Annotated in this window: 14 protein-coding genes; 2 read left to right on the plus strand and 12 right to left on the minus strand. The window is 67.0% G+C overall.

The window, feature by feature from the left end; genetic code table 11:
* Positions 1-223: 223 nt before the first annotated feature.
* The 8 genes from R2601_RS02255 to R2601_RS02290 form a co-directional block, all read right to left on the minus strand.
* Positions 224-2,092 carry a methyl-accepting chemotaxis protein gene (locus tag R2601_RS02255; RefSeq protein WP_007792910.1) on the minus strand — a complete coding sequence of 623 codons (1,869 nt, stop codon included), beginning with the start codon at positions 2,090-2,092 and terminating at the stop codon, positions 224-226.
* Between the two features lie 80 nt (positions 2,093-2,172).
* Positions 2,173-3,051, minus strand: a complete 879-nt coding sequence (locus tag R2601_RS02260; RefSeq protein ID WP_007792913.1) for a DMT family transporter — start codon at positions 3,049-3,051, stop codon at positions 2,173-2,175.
* Between the two features lie 317 nt (positions 3,052-3,368).
* Entirely contained in the window at positions 3,369-4,481 is a 1,113-nt protein-coding gene (locus tag R2601_RS02265) for a site-specific DNA-methyltransferase (RefSeq protein ID WP_040544294.1), read from the minus strand.
* Between the two features lie 89 nt (positions 4,482-4,570).
* Positions 4,571-5,218: a ribonuclease HII gene (rnhB, locus tag R2601_RS02270; RefSeq protein WP_007792920.1), complete on the minus strand. Its 648-nt coding sequence runs from the start codon at positions 5,216-5,218 to the stop codon at positions 4,571-4,573.
* Between the two features lie 21 nt (positions 5,219-5,239).
* Positions 5,240-5,998 (minus strand): meso-2,3-butanediol dehydrogenase, encoded by a 759-nt coding sequence (gene budC, locus R2601_RS02275; protein WP_007792923.1) that lies wholly within the window; start codon positions 5,996-5,998, stop codon positions 5,240-5,242.
* A gap of 107 nt (positions 5,999-6,105) precedes the next feature.
* The gene (locus R2601_RS26745) at positions 6,106-7,233 is read right to left on the minus strand and encodes a DUF8173 domain-containing protein (protein ID WP_154657513.1); all 1,128 of its coding nucleotides are present in this window, start codon (positions 7,231-7,233) and stop codon (positions 6,106-6,108) included.
* Between the two features lie 198 nt (positions 7,234-7,431).
* Entirely contained in the window at positions 7,432-9,075 is a 1,644-nt protein-coding gene (gene groL / locus R2601_RS02285; RefSeq protein ID WP_007792929.1) for a chaperonin GroEL, read from the minus strand.
* Between the two features lie 69 nt (positions 9,076-9,144).
* Positions 9,145-9,438 carry a co-chaperone GroES gene (locus tag R2601_RS02290; protein WP_007792931.1) on the minus strand — a complete coding sequence of 98 codons (294 nt, stop codon included), beginning with the start codon at positions 9,436-9,438 and terminating at the stop codon, positions 9,145-9,147.
* A gap of 339 nt (positions 9,439-9,777) precedes the next feature.
* On the opposite strand from R2601_RS02290, the gene R2601_RS02295 reads away from it, so the two are divergent.
* A complete protein-coding gene (locus tag R2601_RS02295) occupies positions 9,778-10,749 on the plus strand; it encodes a DMT family transporter (RefSeq protein WP_007792934.1) in 972 nt (323 codons plus the stop codon).
* Between the two features lies 1 nt (position 10,750).
* Here the strand turns inward: R2601_RS02295 and R2601_RS02300 are convergent, their stop codons facing one another.
* The gene (locus R2601_RS02300) at positions 10,751-11,410 is read right to left on the minus strand and encodes a DUF2161 domain-containing phosphodiesterase (RefSeq protein ID WP_007792936.1); all 660 of its coding nucleotides are present in this window, start codon (positions 11,408-11,410) and stop codon (positions 10,751-10,753) included.
* Between the two features lie 88 nt (positions 11,411-11,498).
* Between R2601_RS02300 and R2601_RS02305 the strand changes: the two genes are divergently transcribed.
* A complete protein-coding gene (locus R2601_RS02305; protein WP_007792939.1) occupies positions 11,499-12,488 on the plus strand; it encodes a TraB/GumN family protein in 990 nt (329 codons plus the stop codon).
* Between the two features lie 2 nt (positions 12,489-12,490).
* Here the strand turns inward: R2601_RS02305 and R2601_RS02310 are convergent, their stop codons facing one another.
* From R2601_RS02310 to dut, 3 genes are all read right to left on the minus strand, one after another.
* Positions 12,491-14,512 carry a M3 family metallopeptidase gene (locus R2601_RS02310; RefSeq protein ID WP_007792941.1) on the minus strand — a complete coding sequence of 674 codons (2,022 nt, stop codon included), beginning with the start codon at positions 14,510-14,512 and terminating at the stop codon, positions 12,491-12,493.
* A gap of 337 nt (positions 14,513-14,849) precedes the next feature.
* Complete coding sequence (locus R2601_RS02315) at positions 14,850-15,896, minus strand: HesA/MoeB/ThiF family protein (RefSeq protein WP_007792943.1); 1,047 nt, start codon at positions 15,894-15,896, stop codon at positions 14,850-14,852.
* On the minus strand, positions 15,896-16,333 hold the full coding sequence (dut, locus tag R2601_RS02320; RefSeq protein WP_007792945.1) for a dUTP diphosphatase: 438 nt from the start codon (positions 16,331-16,333) through the stop codon (positions 15,896-15,898). Before dut ends, R2601_RS02315 begins: the two co-directional genes overlap by 1 nt.
* Positions 16,334-16,369 lie beyond the last annotated feature (36 nt).

The raw sequence follows: 16,369 nt of genomic DNA on the forward strand, positions 1-16,369 counted from the left end.
GGGCGGCCTCTGCGATCGGGAACGTCCGAAAAGCGGCGGCGGGGCCATCCAGTTTTTCTGGACGGCCCCTTCTTCTTCGGCAAACGAGTACCTGTCATGACATCCACAGAAGCGCGTCGATTCTGAGAGGATGGCTTTGCAGGAACGCTGCCCTGCAGGGCCGGGCCGCTCGGCCTGCTGACGGGGCGGACCGCGAGCGCCTCACCGCGTGCCCCCCCGTGTGTCAGAATTCCTCCCACATCGTGGCATTGTCACCGACGGCGCGCTTCATGGGTGCCTCGCTTGTCGCCGGCGGTGGCACCTCGAGTTCGCCGATTGGCGCGGTCACCGGCGTGACCTCTTCGAGGGCGCCGGTTTCGGCCCCCATGAACCGGTTGAGCTGCGACGTCAGGCGATCGGCCTCGCTGCTGAGTTGCTGGCTGGCAGAGCTCGTCTCGCCCACCATGGCGGCGTTTTGCTGGGTGACCTTGTCAAGCTCCGCGACCCCGACATTGATCTCCTGCAGACCCGCCGCCTGCTCCTTGGCAGCGGACGCGATCTCGCCCACCATGTCCGAGACCTCGGTCACGTAGCGCACGATATCCGACAGCGTCTCACCGGTTTGCTCCACCAGCTGGCCGCCATCCTTGACCTGCTGCGAACTGTTCGAGACCAGAGCCTTGATCTCGCGGGCCGACTCGGAGGCCCGCTGCGCCAGAGAGCGCACCTCGGAGGCGACCACCGAGAAGCCCTTGCCGCTTTCTCCGGCGCGGGCGGCCTCGACCCCCGCGTTCAGCGCCAGGAGGTTCGTCTGGAAGGCGATGTCGTCGATCACCCCGATGATCTGCGTGATCTGATCCGAGGAAGCCGCGATCGAGCTCATCGCCGTCAGCGCCCGCTCCATCACCGCGCCGCCCTCTTCGGCGCGGCGGCGACCGGCCCCGGCGCGCTGGTCGGCCTCCTCGGCGCGCTCCGCTGCGGCGCGCACGCTGCTCGACATCTGCTCGAGCGCGGCGGCCGATTCCTCGAGCGTTGCGGCCTGCACCTCGGACCGGCGCGACATCTCGGTCGACATCGAGGACAGCTCCTGGGAATTGCGCTGCACCATGTCCGAAGAGTCGCGCAGGGACGAGATCAGATCTCCGATCTGCTCCGACAATTCGTTGAAGTCGCTACAGATCGCTTCGTAGCTCTCGCCAAGATCGGACCATTCCGAGGTGTCGAGCCGTGACTCGACCCGGCCTTGGGACAGCCCGCCCATCGCGGCGCCGAGCGCCCGAAACAAGGCGGTCCGACGCTCGTTGGTGACACGCTCGCGCGCGGCCTCGTCATCGCTTGCGCGGAGCTTGTCGCGCAGTTGCTCCAGGTTGCGGGCGATCATGCCCGCCTCGTCGCCATAGGCGGTGCCGCCGATCTCGGTATCGTAATCGCCCTCTGCGAGGCGGTCGACCGATGTGGCGGCGGTCTTGAAGGGTGTCGCCAACATGCGGCCGAAGATCACGACCAGAAGAAAGGAGATGGCTGTCACCCCTGCGAGCGACACAGCCAACAGCCACTGGCTCTGCTCCACCGCGTCGATGGTCTCGTCTTCGGTCACGAGGGTCTGTGTGCGGACAACCTCCTGCATGCTGTCCACTTCCGCGATCACCGTCACCAGCCGCTCGTAGAACGGCGCGATGTCGAGATCGGCAAAGGCCCGCTCCGCCCGGGTGCCGACGGCGGTCTGCAGGTCCGCGGACAGGGCGGCGACATCGGCGCTGACGCCGGCGAAACGCTCGTGGAAGTCGAGACGTCGGGCACGTTGCGACTCCGGCGCGTTGAACACGCCATCCGAGGCGGCGATGTCGCGGGTGACCTCTGCGAGGTTGCCGATCAAGCTATCGAAAGCGCCCTCTTGTCCGGCATCGCTGCGCAGGAGATCGGCGCGGGCCTGCTCGAGATCCTCGCGCACCCAGGCGATCAGCTCGTTCTGCTTGATCACGTCGAAGGTGAAATGCACGTCCCGGGCAACGGTATTCTGCATGTTCCACGACAGAACGCCGCTGACCGCCAGAAGCAGCACGAACACCATGCCCAGGGCCAGGATCTGGATCCTGATGGAAAAACGTCTCATCACTGCCGCTATGCTCCTGTTCCAAACGCGCGCCGGGTGCGCCGGGACGTGAGCTAGCAGACAGGTGTAAACAAACCCTTCTAACGCGGCGGCCGCGCGGGCATTCGCGACAGCTGAACCGCGAGGATGCCGGCGGTGATGATCGCAACGCCGACCACATCCATCCGGCCCATCGGCTCACCCAGCAGAAGCGCCGCGATGGCGACACCGAAGAACGGGTTCAGAAAGTGGAAGGTGGCGGCGCGCGTGGCGCCGATGCGCTCGACCAGAAGCACCCAGACAAAGGTCGCCGCGACACCGGGAACCAGAACAGTGTAGGCGAAGGCCGCGATCAACGCCCACGACCACGTCACCTCGGGCTGCTCGAACGCCAGCGCCAGAGGCCAGAGCAGCGCGCTGCCGACCAGCATCTGCAGCCCCACGATCATCATCACGTTGCCGCCACCGATGGCGCCGCGCACCGACAGGGTCGCCACCGCCAGCGACAGCATACCCAGAACGCAGAGCATCACCCCGAACGGGTCGGCGCCGCCCTGCAGCCGCGCGCCCATGATCAGCGTCACGCCAAGCACCCCGGCCAGCAGGCCGCCATAGCCCACAGGGCGCAGCCGCTCGCCCAGCCAGATCCAGCTCACCAGCGCCACGATCAGCGGCATGGTGGAGGCAACGATCGAGGCCAGAGACGCCTCGATGGTCTGCATGGCAACGAAATTCAGGCCCAGATACAGGGCGTTCTGGCACATGCCGAAGATGATCGTCGCGCGCCATTGGACCCGCGTCAGGCGCCAGCTCTGACCCATCAGCCGGGCCAGCGCCACCGCCAGCAATCCCGAGATCAGGAAGCGCAGCGCAAGCGTGCCCATCGGCGGGGCGGCACTGACGATGATACGGGCCGAGCTGAAGGCCGAGGACCACATGACCGCAAAGGCCAGCCCCATGAAGATCGCGCGCAGATCCATGAACATACTCCGTTTGCGCACCAATGACCTCAGCGCGCGACAGGGTCAATCCGATGGTCCGGACGTTCCGACGTGGCACCCTGCGGAATGACTGCCGGCAGCATCAGAGCCGTGCCGTTCCTCATTCCGGTTTTACCCAACGATTTCAGCCATGATGCGGGACCATGCCGCGAGCGTGTGTGGCATCCATGTCGACGCAGGCACCACGTTGCCGCCGCGACCCAGACCAAAAGAGGCCCCGCTGCATGCGCAGTCGGGGCCAGTCAGTGCCTGCGAAGACAGGCACCGGCGGTGTTCTTGCGATTGTTCGGACTGCCTCAGTTCGGGCGGGCGGCCATCTCGGCACGGATCTGCTGGCGCAGCACGTCGATCGGGACGACCTTGCCGTCCTTGCGGAAATGCCAGTAGGTCCAGCCGTTGCACGAGGGCGCGCCTTCGAGATGCGCGCCGACCTGATGGATCGAGCCTTTCACGTCGTCGCCCACAAGCGTGCCGTCGGCCCGCACCTTGGCGACCTTGCCATTGGCCGAGACCAGCATCTCGCCGGGGCGCAGCAGGCCGCGTTCGACCAGCTGGCCGAAGGGCACGCGCGGCTCGGCGCGCTTGGCCCGGGTCACCTCGAGCGAGGAGCGGTCATAGGCGCGCACGTCGGCGATGCGGCGCTCGGCCACTTCGCGATAGGCCGCCTCGCGCTCGATGCCGATCCAGTCGCGGCCGAGCATCTTGGCCACCGCGCCGGTGGTGCCGGTGCCGAAGAACGGGTCGAGCACCACGTCGCCGGGATTGGTCGAGCCCACGAGCACACGGTGCAGCAGACTTGCCGGCTTCTGCGTCGGGTGCGCCTTGTCGCCATTGGCGTCCTTCAGCCGTTCGCCGCCGTTGCAGATCGGCAGAACCCAGTCCGAGCGCATCTGGATGCCCTCGTTCAGGGCCTTGAGCGCCTCGTAGTTGAAGGTGTACTTGGCGCCCTCGCCCTTCGACGCCCAGATCATCGTCTCGTGGGCGTTGGTGAAGCGCTTGCCGCGGAAGTTCGGCATCGGGTTGGACTTGCGCCAGATGACGTCGTTCAGGATCCAGTAGCCGGCATCCTGCAGCGCCGCGCCGACGCGGAAGATGTTGTGGTAGGAACCGATGACCCAGATCGCACCATTGGGCTTCAGCAGCCGCTTGGCGGCGGCGAGCCACTCACGGGTGAACCTATCGTAGACCTCGAACGACGCGAACTGATCCCAGTGATCGTCGACCGCGTCGACACGGCTATTGTCGGGCCGGTGCAGATCACCCCGCAATTGCAGGTTGTAGGGTGGATCGGCAAAGATCAGATCCACCGACTCCGCAGGCAGACTGTTCATCATTTCGATGCAGTCCCCGGCCAGAATCGTGTTGATAGGGAGCGCATCTGCGCTCTTCGGTTTGGTCATCGCGTTCATCTTTGCCTCAAGCCCTATGGTGCTTTTGCACTCGTTGGTTGGCCCTAATTTTGAGTCAAAGGTGATTCGCGGTCAATTTCTTTTTTGAATCAGTCACTTGTGAAATTAGCTTGCCACAAGATATTGTGTATCGGCTTGAAGGATCGCCTATGGTGAGGGGTCACTCCCAGATTTTGGAGCGCCTCCTTGTGCTTTTTCGACCCATAGCCGGCGTTGGTCTCCCAGCCGTAGCCGGGATGCTGTTGCGCCAAGTCCCGCATGAGGCGATCACGATAGCATTTTGCGACAACCGAGGCGGCAGCGATGCTGACCGAGCGCCCGTCCCCCTTGATGATCGGCGTGGCGTGGCAGGGCAGCTGCGGCGGGATGAAACGCCCGTCTACCAGCGCGTGTTGCGCAGGACGTTTCAGCCCGGTCACCGCCCGGTGCATGGCGAGAAGCGAGGCCTGCAGGATGTTGAGCTCGTCGATCTCCTCGACCGTCGCGACACCGATGCTGACCTCGGCACATTCATGCAGCCAGCCTGCCAGCCGCGCCCGGCGTTTCGCGCTGAGCTTCTTGGAGTCGTTTAGCCCGGGCGGGATGCAAAGCGGATCGAGCACTACCGCCGCGGCAACCACCGGGCCGGCAAGCGGGCCGCGGCCGACCTCGTCGACCCCGGCCACGCGCAGGTTTTCTCCCCAGAGGGGCGTCTCGAACGAGTCGTCAGGTCCATCCATGCCGCCCATGAAGACCATGGGCGGCACGGGATCAAGGGCTCAGGCCTGCGGCGGCTGACCATTCGAGGCGGAAAGCCCGCCATCCACCGGAAGGTTCACACCGTTGACGAAGCGCGCGTCGTCCGAGGCGAGGAAGGCAATCACGTCGGCGATGTCCTCGGGCTCGGCCGGCCGGCCCAGCGGGATCCGCTCCATGAATTTCGCCACAAGCTCGTCATTCTCGAGCATGTCGCTGGTGAGCTCGGTCTTGGTGAAGCTCGGGTTGACCGCGTTGACCCGCACGCCGCTATTGCGTGCGTCGAGCGCCAGCGCCCGGGTCAGGTTGGTCACCGCGCCCTTGGCGGCGTTGTAGGCGTGCATATTCCAGTCGCCGCCGATGCCCGAGACCGACGAGGTCATCACCACGTTGCCTTTCGTGGCCTTGAGATCGCCCCAGAGCGCCTTGGTCAGGCGCCAGACGCCGGTGACGTCGGTTTCCATGACCTCGGCAAAGCCGTCCTCGTCCACGTCTTCGATGCTGCCGGTGACGGCGGTGCCGGCGTTATTGACCAGCACGTCGACCTGGCCAAAGGCCTCGCGTGCGGCCTTGGCGGCGGTCGCAACGCCCTCCCTGGTGGACAGGTCGGCGGGCACCACCTTGGCCGAGGGGATGTCCTCCGCCACCTTGTCGAGCTTCGACTGGGTGCGCGAGACCAGCACCACGTTGGCGCCCTCGCGGCCGAACCGGCGAGCGGTGGCGGCGCCGATGCCAGAGCTCGCGCCGGTGACGATGACGGTCTTGTTTTCGAAACGGGTCATCACGTTGGCTTTCCTTTCAATCCTTTGGAAAGACAACGGAAGCTATCGACGCTTCGTTCCGATGGAGTAGGCGCCATGCAATCCCTGCATGGCGCCCGGGCCATCCCTCAGCCGGCGGTCTGGAACCGGTGCGGGAAGGCCGTCCGTGTGACCGCGCCAAGCCCGGCCAACGACAGCGCCATGATCGCGATCCAGCCGATCAGCGGGATCAGCGCGACCAGCGCCGCGATCACCGCCCCCGCCAGCGCTGCCAGCGCGCGGTGCTTCGCCTCGTGCGGAAAGCCCTGCCCGGCGAGCTTCAGCGCGGCCACGCCAAGCGCATAGGCGCCGACGATGTAGCCCGCGAGCCCGGCCAGAATGGCGAAGAACAGCGCCGCCGGGGTGAGCAGCAGGCCGATCAGGGTCATCGCCAGCAGGATGCCCGCGCCGATCACCGTCGATTGCGCGATGAAGCCGGTGAGCAGCGTCCGGAACGGGTGTCCCAGCAGCTGCGCCCGCATGGCGGCGAATGTCTGCGGCATCAGCGCCGCGGCCGCCGCCGCAACCAGCGCCACGAGCAGCACGCCGATGGCGAAGCTGATGACAGCCTTCACCCCGGGCCAGAAACCGCCCTCGCGGATCGGCTCCCACTCGCTGATCTCTTCCCGCTGGACCCTGTCCGCCGGAATCACGCTCTCGGGCACGATGATCTCGCCCGGGTCGTCCTCGTAGAGCGTCAGCGTGCCAGAGATCGCCGCATCGGGCCCGAAGCGCAGCTCCCGGGCGCTCAGGGCAATGTCGCCGGTCACCGGCCCGTCGATCTCGACAAACTCACCGCCTGCCAGCAGCGTGCCCTCGATCGCCGCCGAGAGGGTGATCTCCGAGCCGAAGACCCGCAGGTTGCCGCCGATCGGCGCGGTCACATCGACCCGCTGGCCCGCCAGCGTGGCATTGCCCGTCACCGCGGCCCCGACCCGCACCTCCTGCCCCGCGGCATAGAGCCCCTGCCCCACCGGCCCGGACACAGTGACCCAGCGTCCGGCCATGTGCGCGCTGCCGGTAATCTCGGCCTCGAGCGTCACCCGCTCGCCGGCAAGGAACACGTCGGCGCCCCCGGGCTCGGACATCGCAGCGATACGCCCGGCGATGAAACGGTCGCCGCCAAGGTCGAAACTCTCGGTTTTGTCCTGCGCCAGAGACGGCAATGCCGGCAGCAGAAACAGCAATAAAGTCAAAAGGAATACAGGTCTCGGCATCTCTCGCCCTCCGCAATCATCAAGGCGAGCGTAGCAGCGGCGGATGTCCGGCACTTTACGCAGGATCAAATTTCACCTTCCGCAACCAACCCGTGCGCCAGACATGACAAAGGGCCCCGAGAGGGGCCCTTTGCGTGCAACGAGGCACTTGGCAACCGTGATGGTCGCGGTGGCCTCCCAAGAGGGAGGCCGACCGGATTACATCATGCCGCCCATGCCGCCCATGCCGCCCATGTCGGGCATTGCTGCGGGGGCGTCTTTCTGCGGCTTGTCTGCAACCATCGCCTCGGTGGTGATGAGCAGGCCCGCGATCGAAGCGGCGTCTTCCAGAGCGGTGCGGACGACCTTTGCCGGGTCGATCACGCCGAACTTGAACATGTCGCCATATTCGTCGGTCTGGGCGTTGTAGCCGAACTTCAGATCTTCGCTTTCGCGGATCTTGCCAGCCACGACCGAACCGTCGACGCCCGCGTTCTGGGCGATCTGACGCAGCGGTGCTTCCAGAGCCTTGCGCACGATGGTGACACCGGCGTTCTGGTCGCTGTTGGCGCCTTCCAGGCCGTCGAGGGCCTTGGCACCCTGCACCAGGGCAACGCCGCCACCGACCACGATGCCTTCCTGAACGGCCGCGCGGGTCGCGTTCAGGGCGTCATCGACGCGGTCCTTGCGCTCTTTCACTTCCACTTCGGTCATGCCGCCGACGCGGATCACGGCAACACCGCCTGCCAGCTTGGCAACGCGCTCTTGCAGCTTCTCACGGTCGTAGTCCGAGGAGGTCTCTTCGATCTGGGTGCGGATCTGCGAAACGCGCGCCTCGATCTCTGCCTTCTCGCCGTGGCCGTCGACGATGGTGGTCTCGTCCTTGGTGATGGTCACGGTCTTCGCGGTGCCGAGCATGTCCATGGTCACGGACTCGAGCTTCATGCCGAGATCTTCCGAGATCACCTGGCCGCCGGTCAGGATCGCGATGTCCTGCAGCATGGCCTTGCGGCGGTCGCCGAAGCCCGGTGCCTTGACGGCTGCGATCTTGAGGCCGCCGCGCAGCTTGTTGACCACGAGGGTCGCCAGCGCTTCGCCTTCGACGTCTTCCGCGATGATCAGCAGCGGCTTCTGCGACTGGATCACCTGCTCGAGCAGCGGCACGAGCGGCTGCAGCGACGAGAGTTTCTTCTCGTGCAGCAGGATCATGCAGTCGTCGAGCTCTGCAATCATCTTGTCGGCGTTGGTCACGAAGTAGGGCGACAGGTAGCCGCGGTCGAACTGCATGCCTTCGACGACGTCGGTCTCGGTCTCGAGGCCCTTGTTCTCCTCGACGGTGATGACACCCTCGTTGCCGACCTTCTGCATCGCGTCGGCGATCTGACGGCCGATCTCGGCCTCGCCGTTTGCGGAGATGGTGCCGACCTGAGCGACTTCACCCGAGTCGTTGACCGGGCGGGCAGCTGCCTTGATCGCTTCGACGACCTTGGCAGTCGCCAGGTCGATGCCGCGCTTGAGGTCCATCGGGTTCATGCCCGCTGCGACCGACTTCATGCCTTCCTTGACGATGGCCTGAGCCAGCACGGTGGCGGTGGTGGTGCCGTCGCCTGCTTCGTCGTTGGTGCGGGAAGCGACTTCCTTCACCATCTGGGCGCCCATGTTCTCGAACTTGTCTTCCAGCTCGATTTCCTTCGCCACGGACACGCCGTCCTTGGTGATGCGCGGTGCGCCGAAGGATTTGTCGAGCACGACATTGCGGCCTTTCGGGCCGAGGGTCACCTTCACCGCGTCGGCGAGGATGTTCACACCCTTGAGCATGCGCGTGCGGGCGTCGGTATCGAACTTCACGTCCTTTGCAGACATCTGTCAGTTCTCCTGAATTCTGTTGGGAATAGGCGGGCGCACCCGCCGGTCAGTGCGTGGAAGCGGATCTCAGGCAGCAGCAGTGATGCCGAGAATGTCCGATTCCTTCATGATCAGCAGCTCTTCGCCATCGATCGAGACCTCGGTGCCCGACCACTTGCCGAACAGGACGCGGTCGCCTTCGGACACGGCCATCGAGATCAGTTCGCCGTTGTCCTTGCGTGCGCCTTCGCCACATGCGACCACGACGCCCTCGGCGGGCTTTTCCTTGGCGCTGTCGGGGATGATCAGACCACCTTTGGTCTTCTCGTCGCTCTCAACGCGGCGGACCAGCACGCGGTCATGAAGCGGTTTGAATGCCATCTTCGAGTACTCCTGGCTCAAAGTTTGTCCCAGTAACAGCCCCTTGCGGGGCCGTTAGCACTCACCTCTTCTGAGTGCTAATGGCGCATAGCTAGGGACCGTCGCGAGTCGTGTCAACGGGGCCGTCCGGAAAAATCGCCTCTCTCCGAACGTCTCCCGAGCCTCACCTATGAATGAATTCGCCGCACAAAAGCGGCTGCGCCGAAATTTGCCGATAGCGGGTCAAGGGCGGTGTCACGAAGGACGGCAAGCGGCGCAATCGGCATGGCATCCCGCCCCGTTTCATGGAATGGTATACCAATCGACGCGCATTCGCGTCCCCCAGCCCAAGAGCCAGCCATGCCGATTCATCCCGCTGCATCCGTTCAGGTGCCGCACGCCGCCGCCCGTCCCGCCCCCGACAACATGAAGGGCATCCTGCTGATCACGCTGGGGTTCCTCTTCTTCGGCGCAACCGACGCCATGGCCAAGCTGCTGACCACCGAGCTGCCGCCGCTGCAGGTCGTCTGGATGCGTCAGCTCGGGCTGTTCTCGGGTGTCGTCGTGATGCTGGCGATGCGCGGGTTTCAGGTGATGCGAACCCGGCATCCGGCGGCCCAGATCTCGCGGGGGGTGCTGGCGACCTGTTCGGCCACCTTTTTCATCCTCGCAGTGCAGCACGTGCCGCTGGCCGACGCCACCGCCGTGACCTTCATCGCGCCGTTCATCGTCACGGTCATCGGCGGGCTGTTCCTGAAGGAGCCGGTCGGCTGGCGCCGCTGGGCCGCCGTGGCGGTGGGCTTTCTCGGCATGATGATCGTGATCCGTCCCGGCATGGGCGTGTTCCACCCGGCGATCTTCCTCATCGTCGCCGCCGCCACCGCCTTTGCCACCCGCCAGATCCTGTCGCGGGTGCTCAGCGGCGACGACACCATCGCCACCACGGTCGCCTATACCTCGATCACATCGACAGCGCTGCTGACCCTGCCCATCCCCTTCGTCTGGGAGATGCCCACCGAGGGCTGGATCTGGCTCGTCGCCGCGGCGATGGCGCTCTGCGCCGCCACCGGCGAGATCTTCATCATTCGCGCGCTCGACGTGGCGCAGGCGGTGGTGGTCGCGCCGATGCAGTACTCGATGATCCTGTGGAGCACCCTCTACGGCTTCCTGCTGTTCGCCGACCTTCCCGACCTCTGGACGCTGGTCGGCTGTGCCATCATCGTGGCCTCGGGCCTCTACACGCTGAACCGCGAGCGCGTTGTCGCGCGGCGCCAGCGCAAGGCAGAACAGGCGCTGGCCGCCGAGGCCGCCGCCCGCACCGAAGAGATCTGAGCTACCAGCTATAGGCCCAGTGGGTGAGCCCGGCGCGGCCCGCCGCGCTGATCGCGTAGACACCGGTCTCGACCTTGTCGAACCAACCGTAATGGTTGTCGCGCATGATCCGCGTGGCCTCCTTCACGCCGGTCGCCGAGACCACGTCGCGCCCCCGGCTGGCGCCGTGCTCGGCCAGATGCGCGGCGCAGCGCAGCGCGTCCTGCCGGTAGCCGGTAACGATGCCGTGCCGGGTCGCGCCGCCGGCGTTCGGGTCGCCCTCGATGCGCTGGAACTCCCGCAGGAGCCGCGCCTGCTTGCGCTTGTTCTTGCGCGGCGCGTAGGGCCCCGGATCGCACAGCACTTCGGCCCTGCCCTCCTTGACCACGATGAAGCCGAGCCCCAGCCGCCGGCACAGTGCGAGATTGTCCTTCAGCGCCCGCCGCGCGGTCCGCCCCGAAGGCTTGGGCACCGCGATATAGACCGCGTCGCTCACCGTCAGCCGCGCCACCGCCTGGTGAAACAGCGCCAGCGAGATCTTCAGCTTCAGCTCGACGATCACCGGCGGCTCCGGCCCACGCATCGCCACGAGATCGGCGGCGCCGACCTCGCCCTTCACCTCGTAGCCCTGCCCCGTCAGAAGCGCCTTCACCGGCGCGTAGAGTTCACTTTCCCGCTGCATGGCGCCGACAGTGGCCCCGCCGCTTGCCGCTGTCCATCCCCTGCCCTAGCCTGCGCCGAGCCTGTTGCCACGCCAGCCCGGAGACCCCATGCGCCTGATCCTTGCCGCCCTGCTCGGCCTCTCCCTCGCGCCCGCCGCCCATGCCGCCTGCGAGGGCACCGATCTGCGCGAAACCCTGAGCGCCGCCGAGCGGGCCCGGCTCGACGCAGAGCTCGACGCCATGCCCTACGCCACCGGCAATCACTGGCGGGCCGAGAAGGACGGCGAGGTCATTCACCTGATCGGCACCATGCACCTGAGCGATCCGCGCCTTGACGGCCCCGTCGACCGGCTGCGCCCCGTGATCGCCGAGGCCGGCGCGCTGCTGCTCGAGATGCCGCAGGCCGAACAGGCGCGGCTCATGCAGGCGATGACCGAGCGGCCCGAGCTCCTGCTACTGACCGAGACCACCCTGCCCGAGATCATGCCCGAGGATGACTGGCAGGCGCTTTCCGAGGCGGTCAGCGCCCGTGGCATCCCCGCGGTCATGGCATCCAAGTTCCGGCCTTGGTACCTGTCGATGATGCTGGCCATTCCGGCCTGTGCCCAAGCCGCGATGAAGGAGCAGAACGGGCTCGACGTGCGGCTCGAGGCACTGGCCGAGGCCGCCGGCGTGCCAACCCTGCCGCTGGAGCCTTTCGACACCGCCTTCGGTATCTTCAACGAGGCCCCGCTCGAGGAGCAGGTCGAGATGATGTCGCTGTCGCTCGCCACCGAGGATCAGGGCGCCGACGGCATGGCCACCACCGTCGCCGCCTATTTCGACGAGCGCCCCGGCGAGATGTGGGCGCTCTCGGGCATCCTGATGCAGCGCAGCGACCTGATCGCGCCGGATGAGGCGCAAACCATGCTCGACGAGACCAACGAGGCCCTGCTGGCGCAGCGCAACCGCGACTGGCTGCCGGTAATCCTCGAGGCCGCCGCGACCACCGAAGGGCCGGTGATCGCCGCCTTCGGCGCCGCCCATCTGCCGGGGCACGCGGGCGTGGCACGGCTTCTGGAAGAAGACGGGTTCACGCTGACGCGCGAACCCTTCTGACATCAGGCAGCAAGCCCGCGCCCCTTGAGCAGCGCCTCGACTCCGGGCATCCGGCCGCGGAAGGCGGTGTAGAGGTCCTCCGCCTCCTGCGAGCCCCCCTTCGAGAGGATGAAGCGCTCGAGCTTCTCCGCTGTCGCCGGATCGAAGGCATCGCCGGCCTCCTCGAACGCGGCAAAGGCATCCGCGTCCATCACCTCGGACCACATGTAGCTGTAGTAGCCGCTGGAATAGCCGTCGCCGGCGAAGACATGGGCGAAATGCGGTGTCGCGTGGCGCATGGTGATGGCCTGCGGCATGCCGATGCCGCGCAGGATCTCCGCCTGCCGCGCCATCGGATCACCCGGCGCCGTGCCGGAGTGGAACTCGAGGTCAACCAGAGCCGAGGCCACGTATTCCACCGTCTGGAACCCCATGTCGAAGGTGGCCGCCGCCAGCACCTTGTCGAGCAGCGCCTTGGGCATCGGCGCGCCGGTCTCGGCGTGGGTGGCAAACTCCTCGAGCACCCGCGGCACCTCGAGCCAGTGCTCGTAGAGCTGGCTCGGCAGCTCTACGAAATCGCGCGCCACCGACGTGCCCGAGACCGAGCCGAAGTCAACATCCGACAGGATCTGGTGCAGCGCGTGGCCGAACTCGTGGAACAGCGTGCGCGCGTCGTCATAGGACAGCAGCGCCGGCTTGCCCTTGGACGGCTTGGCGAAATTGCACACGTTGACCACGATCGGCGTCTCGATCTTGGGCCGCTTGGCCTGGCTGCGCATCGCCGAGCACCACGCCCCCGAGCGCTTTGACGCGCGTGCGAAATAATCGCCGATGAACACCGCAAGATGCTCGCCGTTGCGCGTCACCTCCCAGGCCCGGCAATCGGGGTGATAGAGCGCCACGTCGAGCGGCTTGAACTCCAGCCCGAAAAGCCGGTTGGCGCAGGTGAAGGCCGCCTCGATCATGCGCTCGAGCTGCAGGTAGGGCTTGAGCTCGGCCTCGTCGAGATCGTGCAGCGCGCGACGACGCTTCTCGGCATAGTAGCGCCAGTCCCAGGGCTGAAGCGCGTCGTTGATGCCATCCTCGCGCAGCATCTCCTCCATCTCGGCCGCATCTCGCAGCGCCTGCGCCCGGGCGGGCTCCCAGACCTGCATCAGCAGCTCGCGCACCCGGTCGGGCGTCCCGGCCATCTCGGTCTCGAGCTTGTAGGAGGCGAAATCGGCGTAGCCCAGCAGCTTGGCACGCTCCTCGCGCAGCGCCAGCACCTCCGCGGCGATGCTGCGGTTGTCGGTCTCGCCACCATTGGCGCCGCGCGCCGCCCAGGCCTCGAACGCGGTCTGCCGCAGATCCCGGCGCGGGCAGAATTGCAAAAACGGCGTGATCAGCGAGCGCGACAGCGTCACCACCGGCCCTTCCTGCCCAAGCGCCTCGCCGGCGGAGCGCGCCGCATCGACCACGAAGCCCGGCAGCCCGTCGAGGTCGGCCTCGGACAGCGGCATGAACCACGAGGCCTCGTCCTTGAGCAGGTTCTGGGTGAACTCGGTGCCGAGCACTGCGAGCCGCGACTTCACCGCCTTCATGCGCTCCGCCTCTTCGCCTTCAAGCGCCGCGCCGGCACGGACGAAGCCGCGATGTGTGAGGTAGAGCACCCGCGCCTCCTCGTCCGACAGGCCCAGCTCCTCGCGCCGGGCCCAGAGATCGGCCACGCGCCCGAAGAGGCGCGCGTTGGCGTAGATCGCAGAGCTGTGCGCCGAGAGCTTCGGCGAGACGTCCCGCTGCAGCGCCTGCCGCGCGTCGTTGCTGTCGGCGCCGGCCACCGAGAAGAACACCGACAGCACCTTGTCGAGCGACTCGCCGGCGCCTTCCATCGCAAGGATCGTGTTGGCAAAGCTCGCCGGCTCCGGGTTGTCCGCGATGGACTCGATTTCGGCCAGATGCGCCGCCAGCGCCTGCTCGAAGGCGGGGGCGAAATCCTCGTCGGAGATACGGTCGAAGGGCGCGATCCGGAACGGCGTGTCCCAGTCGGCAAGCAGCGGGTTGGTCATGTACGGAACTCCTTTTGCCCCAAAGCTAAGGCCGCCCCGCCGCCACGACAATGCCCGCAGACAACAATCCCGTCACCGCGGGACGCCCCTATCTTCTCTTCGTCAAAAACACTCCCACCGGAGGCAGCCCCCCTGCCACCCCGCGCGGCTCCCGCGAAACGCACAACGCAGTAGACGGGGCGAACAAAGGCGCGCCCCCTCCGCCCCGCCGAACGCCCCTGGCTTCTCTTCGTCAAAAATACTCCCGCCGGAGGCATCCGCCGCGGACACGCGCGCAGCGCCGGGTCGAAACGCCCCGCCCCACCAAACCGACGAGACCAAGCGCGCTGCCCGCGGCTCAGCCGCAGATCGGGCAGCCCTCGCGCCGTTTCAACCCGATCTTCCGGGTCTCGCCCCAGAGCGCGTCATAGATCAGCATCTCGCACAGCAGCGGCTGGCCCGCCCCGGCGATCAGCTTGACCGTCTCCACCGCCATCATCGCGCCCACCACGCCCGGCAGGGGCCCCAGCACACCGGCCTCGGCGCAGGAGGGCGCCAGCCCCGGCGCCGGGGCCTCGGGGAACAGGCACTGGTAGCAAGGCGTGCCCCTGGCGGGATCAAAGACCGAAAGCTGCCCCTCCCACTGGCTCAGCGCGCCCGAGACCAGAGGCTTGCCCGCCGCGACCGCTGCCCGGTTGCTGAGGTAGCGGGTCTCGAAATTGTCGGTGCCGTCGAGGATCACGTCATACTCGGCAAAAAGCAGCGCGGCGCTCTCCGCGTCGAGCCGCCGGTGATAGGGCCGCACCTCGACGTAGGGGTTCTGCGCCTCCATCGCCGCCTGCGCCGAGAACACCTTGGGCATGCCGATCCGGTCATCGGTGTGGATCACCTGCCGCTGCAGGTTGGCGTTCTCGACGACGTCGTCATCGACCACCCCGATGGTGCCGACCCCGGCGGCCGCGAGGTATTGCAGCGCCGGCGCGCCGAGGCCCCCGGCCCCGATCACCAGCACCTTGGCCTCGCGCAACGCCTTCTGCCCGGGTCCACCCAGCTCGCGCAGCACGATATGGCGGGCGTAGCGCTCGAGCTCCGCCTCGCCGAACCGCCCCCGCTTCTCCGGCACAGCGGGTGCCCGCTCCTCCTCCTGCGCCACGGCCCGCGCCTTGACCCGGCGCAGCACCTGCGCATAGGCCAGCGCCAGCGCCACGAAGCCTCCGAGAATGGCCCAGAGCGCCGGGCTCTCACCGGTGGCCATGCGCAGCGGGTGGCCGTCAGGCAGCACGAGGTGCAGTGCCAGAAGCGCCACGTAGAGCAGCCCCAACATATAGAGCCGCGCCTGCCGCGAGGCGCCCATCAGCCGCCCCAGCCCCCAGATCGCCGCGGCGATGACGAGGACCAGAAGCATCAGGAGACGCCCGTCGAGCCGAAGCCGCCAGCGCCGCGCGCGGTCTCGGGCAGGGTCTCGACCAGATCGAAGCCCGCCTGCACCACCGGCGCCGCCACCATCTGCGCGATGCGGTCGCCATGGGCGATGGTAAAGGGCGCCTCGCCCGCATTCATCACAATCACCCCGAGCGGGCCGCGATAGTCGCTGTCGATGGTGCCAGGGCTGTTGGGCAGGGTGATGCCATGCTTCAGCGCCAGCCCCGAGCGTGGCCGGATCTGCACCTCCCAGCCTTCGGGGATCGCCAGCCGAAGTCCGGTGGGCACCAGCGCCCGCGCCCCCGGCGCCAGTTTGATCTCGCCCCGGTCGGGCAGGTTGGCGCGCAGATCCGCGCCCGCCGCCCCCGAGGTCTCATAGCCCGGCAGACCCAGCGCCCGGTCGGCGCCCTCGTCCCACATCACTGCAATCGTCACCACGTCCGCATGTCCTCTTGG

Origin of the sequence: Salipiger bermudensis HTCC2601, assembly GCF_000153725.1 — a bacterium.
GTDB lineage: Bacteria > Pseudomonadota > Alphaproteobacteria > Rhodobacterales > Rhodobacteraceae > Salipiger > Salipiger bermudensis.

Bases quoted from the DNA above. Each gene is read 5' to 3' on its own strand.
- R2601_RS02315 (WP_007792943.1), bottom strand. From the start codon at position 15,896: ATGCTTCTGGTCCTCGTCATCGCCGCGGCGATCTGGGGGCTGGGGCGG.
- R2601_RS02300 (WP_007792936.1), bottom strand. From the start codon at position 11,410: ATGCAGCGGGAAAGTGAACTCTACGCGCCGGTGAAGGCGCTTCTGACG.
- R2601_RS26745 (WP_154657513.1), bottom strand. From the start codon at position 7,233: ATGCCGAGACCTGTATTCCTTTTGACTTTATTGCTGTTTCTGCTGCCG.
- groL (WP_007792929.1), bottom strand. From the start codon at position 9,075: ATGTCTGCAAAGGACGTGAAGTTCGATACCGACGCCCGCACGCGCATG.
- R2601_RS02305 (WP_007792939.1), top strand. From the start codon at position 11,499: ATGCGCCTGATCCTTGCCGCCCTGCTCGGCCTCTCCCTCGCGCCCGCC.
- R2601_RS02260 (WP_007792913.1), bottom strand. From the start codon at position 3,051: ATGGATCTGCGCGCGATCTTCATGGGGCTGGCCTTTGCGGTCATGTGG.
- R2601_RS02255 (WP_007792910.1), bottom strand. From the start codon at position 2,092: ATGAGACGTTTTTCCATCAGGATCCAGATCCTGGCCCTGGGCATGGTG.
- R2601_RS02265 (WP_040544294.1), bottom strand. From the start codon at position 4,481: ATGAACGCGATGACCAAACCGAAGAGCGCAGATGCGCTCCCTATCAAC.
- R2601_RS02290 (WP_007792931.1), bottom strand. From the start codon at position 9,438: ATGGCATTCAAACCGCTTCATGACCGCGTGCTGGTCCGCCGCGTTGAG.
- R2601_RS02310 (WP_007792941.1), bottom strand. From the start codon at position 14,512: ATGACCAACCCGCTGCTTGCCGACTGGGACACGCCGTTCCGGATCGCG.
- dut (WP_007792945.1), bottom strand. From the start codon at position 16,333: ATGTGGGACGAGGGCGCCGACCGGGCGCTGGGTCTGCCGGGCTATGAG.
- rnhB (WP_007792920.1), bottom strand. From the start codon at position 5,218: ATGGTCTTCATGGGCGGCATGGATGGACCTGACGACTCGTTCGAGACG.
- budC (WP_007792923.1), bottom strand. From the start codon at position 5,998: ATGACCCGTTTCGAAAACAAGACCGTCATCGTCACCGGCGCGAGCTCT.
- R2601_RS02295 (WP_007792934.1), top strand. From the start codon at position 9,778: ATGCCGATTCATCCCGCTGCATCCGTTCAGGTGCCGCACGCCGCCGCC.